Consider the following 13470-nt stretch of genomic DNA (forward strand, 5'->3'; position numbering starts at 1 on the left):
TGACGTTGGCAATGTCCACTCCCGTGCCGTCGCTTTTGACGCGCACTTTCACGTTGTAGTCCACCACGCGCTTGACGGGTACCAGTACTTTCATAAACCTCGACTCCTGAGTTATTTGAAATGGGTCTGCGCCAGTTGGCCTGCTGCTTGCATCCACCTGACAACGGGAATGGCTGAAGCGATCATCGCACAAATTAGCACGATCGTGCTTTTTTATACCCAATCGGCAACGTCGCCTTGATTATCTGCGCATCACCGCGCACTGCCCCATTTTCCGCACAAGTTGGCAGTGCATCAGCCTTGCGCGGCAGGTATTGCACCGCCCGCATTGTTCTGAATATGCAAAATCCGTTGCGGGAACGGAATGTCGATCTGCGCGGCGCGCAGTCCTTCCAGGATCGCGACATTGACCGCCGACCGGATATTGGCCTGTCCATTGACCGGGTCGTTGATGTAGTAGCTGAGGCTGAATTCCAGCCCATCGGCGGCAAAATTGACCAGGTAGGCCACAGGTGCCGGCGTCTTGAGCACCCGCGCCTGCGCGAGAGCTGCCTCCTGCAGGATCTGCTGAACCTGGGCCACATTGCAGTCTGCCGCGACCACGATATTGCTGGTCAGGTTGAATTTCTGGTCGGCAGCGGTAAGGTTTTCCACCCGCTGGGTGATCAGGGTTTCATTGGGCACGATGGATTCGCGCCCGTTGCCGGCACGTATCACGGTGTAGCGGGTACGGATGTCGGTGATTCGGCCTTCAAAGCCATCCACTCGAACGTTGTCGCCAATGCGCAGGGCCCGCTCGATCAGCACCAGAAAGCCGCTGACATAGTTGGAGGCGATCTTCTGCATGCCAAAACCCAGGCCGACGCCCAAGGCGCCGCCCAACACGGACAAGGCCGTCAGATCCACCCCCACCAGCGACAGTGCAACCAAAAGCCCCACGGTGATCAGCACCATTCGCGTCAGATTGACGGCCATCTTGCGCATCGACAGATCGCTGACCATGTCATCAATCACCCGCTGCTCGAATGTGGCCGAAATCCACAGCACCACGATCATCACGATGCCGACCGACAAAACACCCTGCAGCAGCTCCAGAATGGAGATCGAGGTTTTTCCAAACGCAAAGCGGATCGAATCAAGCTCACCCGTCACAGCTGGCAGCACGCCCAGAATGCCCAGCACGGCGACACCCCAGGCCAGCCAGGAGAAGATGCGCTCAATGAGCCTTACCACGGTGGAGTGTGGAAAGGTTTTGGCCAGCACGCGTGCCACCAGGCGAATGACTGCCAGCGACAACAGAATCTGCGCACCCAGACGCAGCAGGAACACGGGCTGGTAGTGCTCCACCACCATACGGGCCCCGGCGGTGAACAAGAGGGCCAGCAGTGGAAACAGGGCACCACCCCAGGCTGAAGTGCCAAACCATACGGATGGCCCGCCATCGTAGCGGCGGTACAAGGCGCGTGCCAACAAGCCAGCGAGCACCAAACAAGCCAGCAATACTCCCAGCTCCAGCAAGGTGCTGGCCTGGCGAAAATCGTGAATCAGTTTCTCAAAGATATCCATAGACCATTCCATGACCACCCGGTAGTCATTCCATTCCTTAGAAAAGATTGACGCCAAAACATAAAGGCGGCATATGCCGTGCACATGCCGCCTTTGCCATCCATTACCGGGCTTGTTCAGCCCTGCGGCCAGACCGGCTTGCGCTTTTGGGCAAAGGCCTGCGCGCCCTCTTGTGCATCCGCATCCATCATATTCGTTGCCATGCACTGGCTGGCCGTCTGGTAGGCAGCCTCCAGGCCCAATTCGCGCTGCTGGTAGACCAGGGCCTTGCCCATGCTGACGGCAACACGCGGTTTGCTCACGATTGCAGCAACCAGCTGCTCCACCGCGGCATCCAGCAGGTCTTCGCTGGCAACCCGGTTGACCAGCCCTTGCACCAGCGCGTCCTGCGCGCTGATGAAATCGCCCGTCAGCAGCATCTCCATTGCCCGTTTGATGGGCACGTTGCGCACCAGCGGCACACTGGGCGTGGCGCAGAACAGTCCGTAGTGGATGCCACTGGTGGCAAAACTGGCGTCGCTGCTGGCCACTGCCAGATCGCACTGCGCAACCAGTTGGCAACCGGCTGCCGTAGCCATGCCCTGCACCCGTGCAATCACCGGAACCGGCAGTTTTTGAATGGCCAGCATGACCTTGGTACAGCGGTTGAACAGATCCTGGTACCAGGCGCGATCCGGGTGCGCAGCCATGTCCTTGAGGTTGTGGCCCGCGCAAAACGCGCGGCCATTGGCGGCCAGCACCACGGCACGCACGGTTTCGTCCTTGCCAATGGTCACGAGGGCCGCCTGCAGTGCGGCGAGCATCTCGTCCCCCAGTGCATTGAAGCGTGCGGGGTCATTCAGCGTCAGGGTCACAACGCCCCGCGCATCGCGGGTTTGCAGAAGAACAGCAGAATCCGTCATCAGAGCTTCACCTCACAAATCAGCCAGAACACGGATGTGGGCCTCCACGCTGGCCGCCAGCGGCGCCATCATGTAGCCTCCTTCCAGGCAGGAGACGATCCGCCCCTTGCTGAAACGCCGCGCCACATCCTTGATGCGGTGCGTGATCCAGGCATAGTCAGCCTCGACCATGCCCAACTGGCCCATGTCGTCCTCCCGGTGGGCATCAAAGCCGGCACTGACAAAGATCATCTCGGGCTTGAACGCTTCCAGCCGCGGCATCCAGTAGGTCTCCACAATCTCGCGGATGTCCATGCCCTTGGTATAGGCAGGTACCGGCACGTTCAGCATGTTGCCAGCCGGGTCCTTGTCGCCACTGAATGGGTAGAACGGATGCTGAAAGATGCCGCACATCAGGATGTGCGGATCGCCCGCGCAGATGTCTTCGGTGCCGTTGCCGTGGTGCACGTCGAAATCCACGATCGCCACGCGCTGCAGCTGGTGGCGCATCAGCGCGTACTTGGCTGCCAGTGCCACATTGTTGAAAAAGCAAAATCCCATGGCCTGTTTGCGCGTGGCATGGTGGCCGGGTGGGCGCACCGCGCAGAAGGCATTTTCCATCTCGCCGCCAATCACGGCATCGGTAGCGGCCAATGCAGCCCCGGCAGCGCGCAATGCAGCGTTCCAGGTGTGCGCATTGACGGAGGTGTCGGTATCCAGCATCAAGGTGGCCGGACCGCCCACGGCCTGGTTGTCGGCGGCCATCTCCGACAGACCCCGGATCGCGGCGATGTGCAAGCGATCGTGGCCCAGTTCCAGGTCGGAGACCATGGCCTTGGGCGCGTCGCGCCGCTCCAACGCATCGCCCACGCCCGTCATCAAAAGCCGGTCTTCAATGGCATCGAGTCGCTGTGGACACTCTGGATGGCCTGCGCCCATATCGTGCATCCAGCAATCGCGATGTGTGAAATAACCTGTCTTGGACACCGCTTTCGTCTCCTTGATTGTTTTTGTCGTATATCGTTATGGCATGCAAACGCAGCACACCATACAAAAATTATTGGCTCAGCTTAACACGGTGATTGTGGGGAAACCGGCTCAGGTTCAGGATTGTCTGACCTGTTTGCTGGCGGGAGGTCACCTGCTGATCGAAGACGTACCCGGTGTGGGCAAGACCACGCTGTCGCACGCTCTGGCGCGCACATTAGGCCTGCAGTTCTCGCGCGTGCAGTTCACCGCCGATCTGATGCCCAGCGACTTGACGGGCGTGTCGGTGTACGAACGCGAACAGCAGAATTTCGTCTTCCACCCGGGCCCCGTGTTCACCCAGATCCTGCTGGCCGACGAGATCAACCGCGCCAGCCCCAAGACGCAAAGCGCCCTGCTCGAAGCCATGGAGGAAAAGCAGGTCACCGTCGAAGGCGCCACGCGTGCGCTACCGCAGCCGTTCTTTGTCATCGCCACACAGAACCCGCTGGAGCAGTTGGGTACCTACGCCCTGCCCGAGAGCCAGCTCGATCGCTTTCTGATGCGCATCTCGCTCGGCTACCCCGACCAGGCGGCCGAGTTCCAGCTGCTGGCTGGCCAGGGGCACCGCGACATCGCCAACCAGTTGCCCGCCCTGACCTCTGCCGTCGAGTTGAAATTCCTGCAGCAGGAAGTGAGCAGTGTGCGCGCCAGTGATGCGCTGATTCACTATGTGCAGGCACTGATTGCGGCCACACGCTCGGGGCGTTGGTTTGTGCAGGGTCTGTCGCCACGCGCGGGCATCGGTCTCATCCGCGCCGCCAAGGCACAGGCACTGATCCATGGCCGCGACTATGTCGCCCCCGATGATGTGCAGGCCATTCTGCCGCAGACCACGGCGCACCGTCTGGTGCCGGTGAGCAGCGCAGGCCGCAGCGCAGTCGAGCAGGTGCGCGCCATGATGGACAGCGTACCGCTGCAATAAGGTGAGCACTCTGCGCTTTACAGGCATGCGCCAAAGCCCATTTTGGGCCAAACAATGGCGCCAGCGCATGCGCCTGTGGTGGCTGGGCAAACTGGCCCATAGCAGCGTCCACACCATCACGCGGCGCAATCTGTACCTGCTGCCCACCCGTGCGGGCTGCATGCTGGGCCTGACCTTGCTGGTGCTGCTGGTGGCCAGCATCAACTTTCAGCTCAATCTGGGCTTTCTGCTGACCTTCATGCTGACTGGAGCGGCCCTGGTCTCCATTGGCATCGGCTACCGCAACCTGCTGGGCCTGCAGTTGTCATTGCATGCGCCGCAGACGCAGTTTGCCGGACAGGCGCTGCGCGTAGAGCTGCGCATCGACAACCCCAACCGCCGCGCGCGCTACGCCCTGGGCGTGCGGCACTACCAGGACGACAAATACAGCATGGCAGACGTCGGCGCTCAGGCCAGCGCCACCGTGCAGCTCGCCGCACTGGCACAGCAGCGCGGATGGCAGCCTTTGCCAGCGGTAGTGGTGGAGACCCGCTTTCCGCTGGGCGTCTTCCGGATGTGGACCGTGTTCCGCAGCAGTGAAAACGCCCTGATCTACCCCAGCCCCGAGGCCCACCCGCCGCCATTACCACTGGGCGCAGCCGATGCAGGCATGGGCAGCAGCGCCAGCCTGCGTGCAGCGAGTGGCGAATTCGATGGCGTGCGCGGCTACCGGCGCGGTGACCCCTTGAAACTGGTGGTGTGGAAGAAGGCAGCCAGCGCCATGGCTACCGAGATGGGCACTGGCAGCAGCCATTTTGTGGTGCGCGACAACCAGCACCAGGCCCAGCAGGACCTGTGGCTGGACGCCAGCCGCTGCGGCCTTGCCGAACGCGAAGCGCAGCTCTCGCGCCTCACAGCCTGGGTGCTTGCAGCAGACCAGCAGGGTTTGCGCTACGGTTTGCGTATACAGACTGGTCGCGGAGAGATAACCCCGGACACCGGCGCAGAGCACCGCCTGGCCTGCCTGCGGGCACTGGCGCTGGCTTGAGGGAAGCACATGGCACACAACCTGTCCCCTTCGCCCGCTGCAATGCGCTCCACATGGCCCAGCCTGCCGCGCGAAGCGCGCGATACCGTGTTTCTGCTCGTCGTCGTGGCCTGGGTGCTGCTGCCACTTGCGGCATCCCTGCCCATCTGGGCGACGGCACTTGCGTACACCCTGCTGTTGTGGCGCGGTGTACTTGCAGTGCGCCAAAAGCCGCTGCCCGGACGCTGGGTTCTGGTGGCGCTGCTGGCTTGTGTGGTGGGTGCCACGGTTGCCAGCTACAAAACCATCGTTGGCTCGGAAGCCGGTGTCACCCTCATCAGCATGCTGCTGGCACTCAAGACCATGGAGATGCGTGCCCGGCGTGATGCCATGGTGGTGTTCTTTCTCGGCTTTTTTGCGCTGCTGGCCAATTTTCTGCATTCGCAATCGCTGCTCACCGCCCTGGCCATCGCGATTGGCCTGGTGGGCCTGCTGACCGCCTTGGTCAATGCACACATGCCGGTGGGCCAGCCTTCGCTCAAATACGCGGCAGGCCTGTCGCTGAAGATGATCGCCATCGGCGCGCCACTGACACTGGCTCTGTTCGTGCTTTTTCCGCGCATGGCTCCGCTATGGGGCGTGCCCAACCCGAATGCCGGGAAAACAGGGCTCTCCGATGAAATGACGGTCGGCAACATGGCATCACTGGCGCAAGACGAAGGCATCGCGTTTCGCGTCAGATTCGATACCCCTGGCAACCAGCCGCCACCCTCCAACCAGCTCTACTGGCGCGGCCCGGTATTGGCTGATTTCGATGGCACCACCTGGCGCGCCACTCCCAGCTTTCGCGCAACCGACGACAAGCTGTTTGACGACATCGTCACCACCGGCGAGCCACTGCGCTACGAACTGACACTGGAGCCACACCAAAAACCCTGGCTGCTGGCACTGGATCTGACCCGCACCCCGCCTGTACTGCCCCGTGGCCGTGCCTACAGCACCGGCGATCTGCAATGGCTCAGCAACCGGCCGATTGCCGAAGTCACCCGCATCGCCATGCAAAGCCATACCAGCTACCATTTCGGCATGCAGGCTGGCAACCGGGAGCTGTCCTTCAATCGACGCCTGCCCGCAACCAGCAATCCGCGCACCCGTGCATGGGTGCAGCAGCTGGTGGCAGACATCGGCGACGCCCCCAACCGAGACCAGCAACTGGTACAGCGCCTGCTGGCCCAATTGCGCACTGGCGGCTACACCTACACGCTCGATCCCGGCATCTACAACGGCCAGGTGGCCGACCTGTTCTGGTTTGACCGCAAAGAGGGCTTTTGCGAGCACATCTCCGCCGCCTTTGTGGTGGCCCTGCGCAGCGCAGGCGTGCCAGCGCGCATCGTGACCGGCTACCAGGGTGGCGAGCGCAACAGCGTGGATGGCTACTGGACCGTGCGCCAAGCCGATGCGCACGCCTGGGCAGAAGTCTGGCTCGGCGAGCAGGAAGGCTGGGTCCGTGTAGACCCGACAGGAGCCGTCAATCCGGGGCGCGTGGGTGCCGCGCAGCGCCTCAACACCAGCAACTTCATGGGCATCAGCGTGAGCAGTCCCGCCGCCATCAGCGGCCTGCAGCGCATGCGCGCCGTTTGGGAAGCCGTCAACAACAACTGGAACCAATGGGTGCTGAATTACACCCAGCGCGAGCAGATGGATCTGCTCGGCAGCCTCGGCCTGCAAAGTCCGAACTGGATGGATCTGGTGCGCATCCTGGGCGTGCTGGTAATGGCCAGCGCCCTGATTGCAGCCGCCGCGCTGCAGTACCAGCGCCGCCACACCGATCCCTGGCTGGCACTGATCGCGCAGGTGCGCAAACGCCTGGCCAAGGCCGGTATCGCCAGCAGCGACAGCAGTACACCACGCAACCTGGCAAACGCCATTCGCCACCGGATACCGGATTCTCCCGAAGCCCGCGCCTTTGCCAAATGGTTGCAGGCCATGGAGCAGCTGCGCTATGCCACGCCAGCAGGCAAGGCTGCACCACAGCACTCCCTCGCCGCCTTGCGCAAACAGTTACGACAATTGCCCTGGTCCAGCCTGGCAACGCAAGCCAACAAGGTATAAAGCCCCATGCACCGCATTTTCCAAAGTACGATTGTTCTCATAGCCGCCACCGCTTGCCTGACAAGCGCCCATGCACAGAAATCCTCCAAGAAAGCACGTGACAGCGAAGCCAGCGCTTCGGCACAGAGCTACGCCAGCCGTCCGGAAGCCGATGCCTTTGTGCGCGAAGTTGCTTCCCGCCGCCATATCGACGAAGCATGGCTGCGCGCCAGCCTGAGCCAGGCGCGCTTCAACCCTACGGTGCAGCGCCTGATGACCCCGCGCACGGGCCCTGCAGGCGTGAAAAACTGGCGCGTCTACCGCAGCCGCTTTGTCGAACCCATCCGCATCCGCGCCGGTCTGCGCTTCTGGAACGAAAACGAGGCCCCCCTGGCGCGCGCCGAGCAAACCTATGGCGTGCCTGCCGAATACATCGTCGGCATCATTGGCGTGGAAACCATCTACGGCCAGCAGATGGGCAATTTCAGTGTGGTCGATGCACTGGCTACCCTGGCATTCGACTACCCTGCGAGCCACCCGCGCGCAGCAGACCGCGCCCAGTACTTTCGCGGCGAGCTGGAGCAATTTTTGACGACGGCTTATCTGAACAACGCCAACCCGTTCGACACGGTAGGAAGCTACGCAGGCGCCATGGGCATGCCGCAGTTCATGCCCACCAGCTGGTCCAATTTCGCCGTCGATTTCGATGGCGATGGCAAGATCAACCTGTTCACCAGCAAGGCCGACGCCATCGGATCGGTAGCCAACTACTTTGTCGCCCACGGCTGGCAGCGCGGCATGCCTGCCTATTACGACATGCAGCTGCGCAGTACCCCGGCGCAGTTGGCCACCTTGCTTGAGCCCGACATCAAGCCCAGCTTCAGCGCCGCCGACATGGCCGCAAACGGCGTTCAAGTGGCGCCACCCGGCAACAGCCATAGCGGTCTGCTGGCTCTGATCGAGCTGAAAAATGGCGACGGAGAGACGCAGTACGTGGCAGGCACGCAGAACTTCTACACCATCACGCGCTACAACCTCTCGAGCTTCTACGCGATGTCGGTGATCGAGCTGGGCCAAGCCATCAAGCGCGCGCGCACTGGTACGCCAGCCCTGCCCGATACCGACAGCGAGGTACAGGAACCCAGCAGCGAGAGCACCAACTCACCGGCTGCCGAAGCCGCTGCCAAGGCCTATCTGCGCAACAAGGCGCGCCAGCAGCGCACGCCCGACCCCGCCAACTTCAGCACGCCGTAACGCGCGCAATATGGCCGCTATCGAAAGGGTTTCAAGAGCAGTTCCATAAAAATAAAAAGCAGAGAATTTCTCTTGAAATCAACGCTTCTCCATCCAACTACCAGTCATTCAGCAGCAATCGTGCTGCGCTGATAGAAAAGGAATGAAGATGATCATGAGCCCTCTGCTGCACCGCTCCGCTTTTGCTGTTTCGCCCGCCGCCATGGATGCTGCCCTGCAGCGCTTCCTGCAGACCACCACCTCCACGCCAGCGAACGAGACGGTCAACCAGGAAGCCAATGTGTTCACCATCCAGCTTGATGTGCCCGGCCTCTCCCGTGAGCAGTTGACCATTGCACTGCAAGACAAGACAGTGCGGCTGAGCAGCGTGGAAGGCGCACCGCGCAGCGTGCAACGCGCCTGGAAATTGCCTGCAGCGATTGACGCCACCCTTTCCAAGGCAACACTGGAGAACGGCGTGCTGACCTTGACCCTGGCCACCCACCAGCCAGAGCCCACGGTGCAGACGCTCAGCATCCAGTAACAAGACAATCACCCAAAAACAAAACGGGGCCCAAGCGGCCCCGTCTTGCTGCCCGAAGGCGCAGATGTGATCTATACCGCAGCGGACGGTGCCACGATGGAATCAAGCGGCCAGCGCGGCTTCACGTCAAAAGCATAGATTTTCTCCGCCTGTTGCTGTCCTGCCTGGATGCGCATGGCAGCCGCCATGGCAATCATTGCGCCGTTGTCGGTACACAGATGCAGCTCCGGGTAATGCACGCGCACGCCGCGCTTGGCGCATGCGGTGTTCAATTGCTCGCGCAGCAGGCGGTTCGCGCCCACCCCACCAGCAACCACTACGCGCTTCATGCCGGTGTCCTTGAGTGCGCTCAAGGTTTTCTTCACCAGCACCTCGACGATCGCCGCCTGCGTGGAGGCCGCCAGATCGGCCTTGCGCGCATCCAGCGTATCGCCCAACTTCTTGGCCTGGGTCAGCACGGCGGTCTTCAGGCCGGCAAATGAGAAATCCAGATCACCGCTGTGCAAGAGCGGCCGCGGAAGTTTGAAAGCCTCGGGATCGCCGCTTTGTGCAAGGCGCGAAAGCTCAGGCCCGCCCGGATACGGCAAGCCCAGCAGCTTGGCGGATTTGTCGAAGGCCTCGCCTGCGGCATCGTCAATGGTCTCGCCCAGAATCGCGTACTGTCCCACGCCATCGACGCGCATCAGCTGCGTGTGCCCACCCGATACCAGCAGCGCGACAAATGGGAATTGGGGCGGATCATCGCTCAGAAACGGCGAAAGCAGATGGCCTTCAAGGTGATGAACGCCAAGCACAGGCTTATCGAGTGCTGCGGCCATGGCGCAGGCCACACCCGAGCCCACCAGCAGTGCACCCGCCAGGCCCGGCCCGCGCGTGAAGGCAATGGAATCGACGTCATCCAGCGCGCAACCGGCATCCTGCAGCACCTTTTCGGTCAGGGGCAGCACACGGCGGATGTGGTCGCGGCTGGCCAGCTCCGGCACCACACCGCCATAGGCGCGGTGCATCTCGATCTGGCTATAGAGCGCATGGCTCAGCAGCTGCGGCACAGCGCCACCCTCCCGCGTGCGCACCAGGGCCACACCCGTTTCATCGCACGACGATTCGATTCCCAAAATCAGCAAACTCATGGGGCGAAAGTGTAGGCGCTTCAAAGGGCGGACATGAAAAATCCCCAACACCACCCCGCATCGCGGGAAGGTATTGGGGATGCATTGAAGCAGTGGCGAGTGCGCCTGCGATCAGCGGCGGCCGCCAAGCAGCGAGCCACCGATCTTCATCAGATCGCCCACATCCAGCTTGCCGTCACCATTCTGGTCCAGAAGCGAACCCAGCAGGCCGCCGCCCAAGCCACCTTGCTGTTGCACGCGGCTTTGTTCCTGGCCCAGGGCACTGCCCAGATCGGAAGAGTTCATGCCACCTGCCATCACACGCTGCGCGAGGAAGGACATCACAATGGGCGCCAGCATCTTGAGCAGATTGCCTGCATTGTTTCCAAGACCCGTGGCCTGCCCCAGGCTGCTCGAAGCCTGGTCCTGCTGGCCACCAAAAATGTGACCCAGAATGCTGCCACCATCAAGCGCAGCAGGGTTGCCGCCCGCGGGAGCGCCGCCGCCCAAGGCTCCGCCCAGCACGCTGCCCAGCATACCGCCGAGGCCACCCAGGCCGCCACCGGCCTGGCTGCCACCTGCACCTCCGCCCAGCAACGAGCCCAGCAAGCCTCCCAGGTCCGGGCCGCCGGCGTGGTCACGTTGCAGCGCGCCAAACAGGGCATCGGCTCCTGCGGCGTTTTGCGTGTTATTGCCCAGGGCGCCCAGCATCATCGGAATGGCAGCCTGCACGGCCTGCTCGGTCTGTGCTTCGCTCTCGCCCAGGCTTTGCGCCATCTGCTGCATGGGCGCGCCTTGCAGTTGCTGCAGCAGCTCTTCAACCATCGATGGAGATACGGACATAGGGTTTCCTTTCATGCGCCCAAAAAGGCATTGGCTCAGACCGCCGATATTAGGCCCTTGCCACCGCTTTGCAGCCGCTCACAGCGCAAAACTTCGTCAATTGTCACAGCACTCGGAATGGTTGGCATGACAAATGCATGTCTCCAAAGCATCTGCACCGGACAAGGGCGCCTGGCCCATACCCCGCATGCTGGGAGGCATGATTTTTCTTATTACTTTTTCATCTATAAAACCTAAAATAATATGCCAAACATTCCTGCATACCATGGCCATACAGCACTACATCAAAGAGATCGGGCGCGGCGCTCGTGGCGCCAAGGCGCTGAATCGCACACAGGCCGCTGACCTGCTTGGCCAGATTCTGGATGGCCACGTCAGCGACTATGAGGTAGGCGCCTTCTGCATCGCCATGCGCATCAAGGGAGAAACCGCCGAAGAGATGTGCGGCCTGTGGGATGCGGTGCATGCCCGCATGGCTCGCCTTGGCTCGCCAGGCCCTGTGCCTGCCGTCATCATTCCCAGTTACAACGGCGCACGCCGCCTGCCCACCCTCACGCCATTGCTGGCGCTGCTGCTGGCGCGCGAAGGGCTGCCGGTGCTGGTGCACGGCATGCAGACCGAAGCCAGCCGTACCTCGGTATTCGCGGTGCTGCAACGCCTGGGCATCAGCACACTCCCTCAAGCCTGCATCCTGGAGCCTGCCCAGGTTACCACCGTGCATACGGCCACCTTGCTACCGGCGCTGGCGCGGCTGCTGGCCGTGCGCCAAGTGATCGGCCTGCGCAATCCAGGCCACAGCGTTGCCAAGCTGCTGCAGCCCGTAGCAGGCCCCGCCCTGCTGTTGGGCAGCTACACCCACCCCGAGTACCTGCCCATGCTGCAATCTACGCTGACGCAACTGGGTCTCGATGCCCTGCTCTCTCGTGGCCTCGAAGGCGAAGTCTGCGCCGACCCGCGCCGCACGCCACAGTACGACGGTTTCGTACATGGTCACCATCAATTGCTGCAGGCGCGTGCCGCAGGCACCGACAGCGAAGTGCCGGGGCTGCCTGACAGCATTGACGCCGATAGCACCGCCCGCTATACCGAAGCAGTGCTCGCAGGTCGCCTGCCAGTGCCTGCCGCCCTTGCGCAACAGGTGCAACACATACGCAGCCTGGTGGATTTGATGAGAAATTCAGCCTTGTCGCCCTCCGAACAAGCGCAGAATGCTATTAAATCAGGAGCAAAACTCCCATGACCGATGAAATTTTGGCCCCTTCGGACAATGCCGATCTGCCCACTACGGCCAAGCCATTGCCTGGCAGCTGCACGCTGGTGGGCGCCGGACCAGGCGACCCAGACCTTCTGACCATCGCTGCCGCCAAAGCCATTCGGCAGGCCACGGTATTGCTGGTGGACGATCTGGTGAACGACGCGGTACTGGAATGGGCAGCGCCCGGCGCGCGCATTGTGCATGTGGGCAAGCGCGGCGGCTGCCAGAGTACACCCCAGGCCTTCATCCAGCGGTTGATGCTGCAGGAAGTACAAAGTGGCGAGCAGGTCGTGCGCCTCAAAGGCGGTGATCCATTCATTTTTGGCCGAGGCGGCGAAGAAGTGGAATTCCTGCGCGCCCATGGTGTGATCCCTCGTATCGTCAACGGCGTCACGGCTGGCCTTGCCGCCGTCACCAGCCTGGGGGCGCCGCTGACCCACCGAGACCATGCCCAGGGGGTGGTGTTCATCACCGGACACGCCAAGCCCGGCGGTGTGGGGCCCGACTGGGTGCAGCTTGCCCAGACAGCTCACAGCGCCCGGCTCACCCTTGTGATCTACATGGGAGTAGCTGGCGCCATCAGCATCACCCAAGGCCTGTTGCAGGGCTTGCCCGGCAATACGCCGGTGGCCATCGTGCAACACGCCAGCCTTCCCCAGCAGCGCCAGGCCATCACCACCTTGGCGGAGCTTCCCGCCACCATGGCGCGCGAGCAGCTGGGTAGCCCGAGCGTCATCGTGGTGGGTGATATCGTCCACTGCGCGGCCCTGGCAGCTCAAGCCGAGCAGTCCGTTGATCCGCAACAAAGTGGCGATACCGCACTCCAAGATACCTCCTCTTTTTACGACTACGATAGCGAGGCGCTGCTCGCCCGTGTACCACGACGAGCAGCGCAACCGTAAAACTGCCGCTTGATGCCCCCCAGGCTCTCATGCAATGGCAGTTACGGCCCGCCAGCAGGCCACCCAGCTGCTGGCCTCACTAACAAGAC

The 13470-nt window shown here is 62.2% G+C and carries 12 protein-coding genes and 1 pseudogene; 7 read left to right on the plus strand and 6 right to left on the minus strand.

Translation table 11 applies throughout. From position 1 onward, the window contains the following. The 4 genes and pseudogenes from ABIE32_RS10170 to ABIE32_RS10185 all read right to left on the minus strand — a co-directional run. Positions 1 to 94, minus strand: a pseudogene (locus tag ABIE32_RS10170) (electron transfer flavoprotein subunit beta/FixA family protein); the annotation flags it as partial. Positions 95 to 294: 200 nt separating this feature from the next. Further along, complete coding sequence (locus tag ABIE32_RS10175) at positions 295 to 1566, minus strand: mechanosensitive ion channel family protein (protein ID WP_429015721.1); 1272 nt, start codon at positions 1564 to 1566, stop codon at positions 295 to 297. 116 nt (positions 1567 to 1682) lie between these two features. Next, the gene (locus ABIE32_RS10180; RefSeq protein ID WP_429015724.1) at positions 1683 to 2468 is read right to left on the minus strand and encodes an enoyl-CoA hydratase; all 786 of its coding nucleotides are present in this window, start codon (positions 2466 to 2468) and stop codon (positions 1683 to 1685) included. 12 nt (positions 2469 to 2480) lie between these two features. Then, positions 2481 to 3386 (minus strand): histone deacetylase family protein, encoded by a 906-nt coding sequence (locus tag ABIE32_RS10185; RefSeq protein ID WP_377779923.1) that lies wholly within the window; start codon positions 3384 to 3386, stop codon positions 2481 to 2483. Between the two features lie 91 nt (positions 3387 to 3477). Here ABIE32_RS10185 and ABIE32_RS10190 point away from each other — a divergent pair, with 91 nt between their 5' ends. The 5 genes from ABIE32_RS10190 (at position 3478) to ABIE32_RS10210 (ending at position 9272) form a co-directional block, all read left to right on the plus strand. Further along, positions 3478 to 4398, plus strand: coding sequence for an AAA family ATPase (locus tag ABIE32_RS10190; protein WP_184705746.1), 921 nt, complete (start codon positions 3478 to 3480; stop codon positions 4396 to 4398). A 67-nt stretch (positions 4399 to 4465) separates the two neighbouring features. After that, a complete protein-coding gene (locus tag ABIE32_RS10195; RefSeq protein WP_429015726.1) occupies positions 4466 to 5425 on the plus strand; it encodes a DUF58 domain-containing protein in 960 nt (319 codons plus the stop codon). Positions 5426 to 5434: 9 nt separating this feature from the next. Further along, the gene (locus ABIE32_RS10200) at positions 5435 to 7516 is read left to right on the plus strand and encodes a transglutaminaseTgpA domain-containing protein (RefSeq protein WP_429015728.1); all 2082 of its coding nucleotides are present in this window, start codon (positions 5435 to 5437) and stop codon (positions 7514 to 7516) included. A 6-nt stretch (positions 7517 to 7522) separates the two neighbouring features. After that, a complete protein-coding gene (gene mltB, locus ABIE32_RS10205; RefSeq protein WP_429015730.1) occupies positions 7523 to 8749 on the plus strand; it encodes a lytic murein transglycosylase B in 1227 nt (408 codons plus the stop codon). Between the two features lie 148 nt (positions 8750 to 8897). After that, on the plus strand, positions 8898 to 9272 hold the full coding sequence (locus ABIE32_RS10210) for an Hsp20/alpha crystallin family protein (RefSeq protein ID WP_429015733.1): 375 nt from the start codon (positions 8898 to 8900) through the stop codon (positions 9270 to 9272). A gap of 71 nt (positions 9273 to 9343) precedes the next feature. Here ABIE32_RS10210 and tsaD read toward each other — a convergent pair whose 3' ends face one another. Together tsaD and ABIE32_RS10220 are read right to left on the minus strand one after the other, a co-directional pair. Beyond that, complete coding sequence (tsaD, locus tag ABIE32_RS10215; RefSeq protein WP_429015736.1) at positions 9344 to 10402, minus strand: tRNA (adenosine(37)-N6)-threonylcarbamoyltransferase complex transferase subunit TsaD; 1059 nt, start codon at positions 10400 to 10402, stop codon at positions 9344 to 9346. A 111-nt stretch (positions 10403 to 10513) separates the two neighbouring features. Then, on the minus strand, positions 10514 to 11224 hold the full coding sequence (locus ABIE32_RS10220; RefSeq protein ID WP_224151846.1) for a DUF937 domain-containing protein: 711 nt from the start codon (positions 11222 to 11224) through the stop codon (positions 10514 to 10516). A 265-nt stretch (positions 11225 to 11489) separates the two neighbouring features. Here ABIE32_RS10220 and ybiB point away from each other — a divergent pair, with 265 nt between their 5' ends. Further along, the gene (ybiB, locus tag ABIE32_RS10225) at positions 11490 to 12464 is read left to right on the plus strand and encodes a DNA-binding protein YbiB (protein ID WP_429015738.1); all 975 of its coding nucleotides are present in this window, start codon (positions 11490 to 11492) and stop codon (positions 12462 to 12464) included. Then, the gene (cobA, locus tag ABIE32_RS10230; RefSeq protein ID WP_429015741.1) at positions 12461 to 13381 is read left to right on the plus strand and encodes a uroporphyrinogen-III C-methyltransferase; all 921 of its coding nucleotides are present in this window, start codon (positions 12461 to 12463) and stop codon (positions 13379 to 13381) included. Before ybiB ends, cobA begins: the two co-directional genes overlap by 4 nt. Positions 13382 to 13470 lie beyond the last annotated feature (89 nt).

Source organism: Comamonas sp. 4034 (genome assembly GCF_050434545.1).
GTDB classification, from domain to species: Bacteria; Pseudomonadota; Gammaproteobacteria; order Burkholderiales; family Burkholderiaceae_C; genus Comamonas; species Comamonas odontotermitis.

What these genes read in the sequence shown, in the direction of transcription:
- mltB (WP_429015730.1), top strand. Translation starts at nt 7,523, where the DNA reads ATGCACCGCATTTTCCAAAGTACGATTGTTCTCATAGCCGCCACCGCT.
- ABIE32_RS10195 (WP_429015726.1), top strand. Translation starts at nt 4,466, where the DNA reads ATGCGCCTGTGGTGGCTGGGCAAACTGGCCCATAGCAGCGTCCACACC.
- ABIE32_RS10175 (WP_429015721.1), bottom strand. Translation starts at nt 1,566, where the DNA reads ATGGATATCTTTGAGAAACTGATTCACGATTTTCGCCAGGCCAGCACC.
- tsaD (WP_429015736.1), bottom strand. Translation starts at nt 10,402, where the DNA reads ATGAGTTTGCTGATTTTGGGAATCGAATCGTCGTGCGATGAAACGGGT.
- cobA (WP_429015741.1), top strand. Translation starts at nt 12,461, where the DNA reads ATGACCGATGAAATTTTGGCCCCTTCGGACAATGCCGATCTGCCCACT.
- ABIE32_RS10180 (WP_429015724.1), bottom strand. Translation starts at nt 2,468, where the DNA reads ATGACGGATTCTGCTGTTCTTCTGCAAACCCGCGATGCGCGGGGCGTT.
- ABIE32_RS10220 (WP_224151846.1), bottom strand. Translation starts at nt 11,224, where the DNA reads ATGTCCGTATCTCCATCGATGGTTGAAGAGCTGCTGCAGCAACTGCAA.
- ABIE32_RS10190 (WP_184705746.1), top strand. Translation starts at nt 3,478, where the DNA reads ATGCAAACGCAGCACACCATACAAAAATTATTGGCTCAGCTTAACACG.
- ybiB (WP_429015738.1), top strand. Translation starts at nt 11,490, where the DNA reads ATGGCCATACAGCACTACATCAAAGAGATCGGGCGCGGCGCTCGTGGC.
- ABIE32_RS10185 (WP_377779923.1), bottom strand. Translation starts at nt 3,386, where the DNA reads ATGGGCGCAGGCCATCCAGAGTGTCCACAGCGACTCGATGCCATTGAA.
- ABIE32_RS10210 (WP_429015733.1), top strand. Translation starts at nt 8,898, where the DNA reads ATGATCATGAGCCCTCTGCTGCACCGCTCCGCTTTTGCTGTTTCGCCC.
- ABIE32_RS10200 (WP_429015728.1), top strand. Translation starts at nt 5,435, where the DNA reads ATGGCACACAACCTGTCCCCTTCGCCCGCTGCAATGCGCTCCACATGG.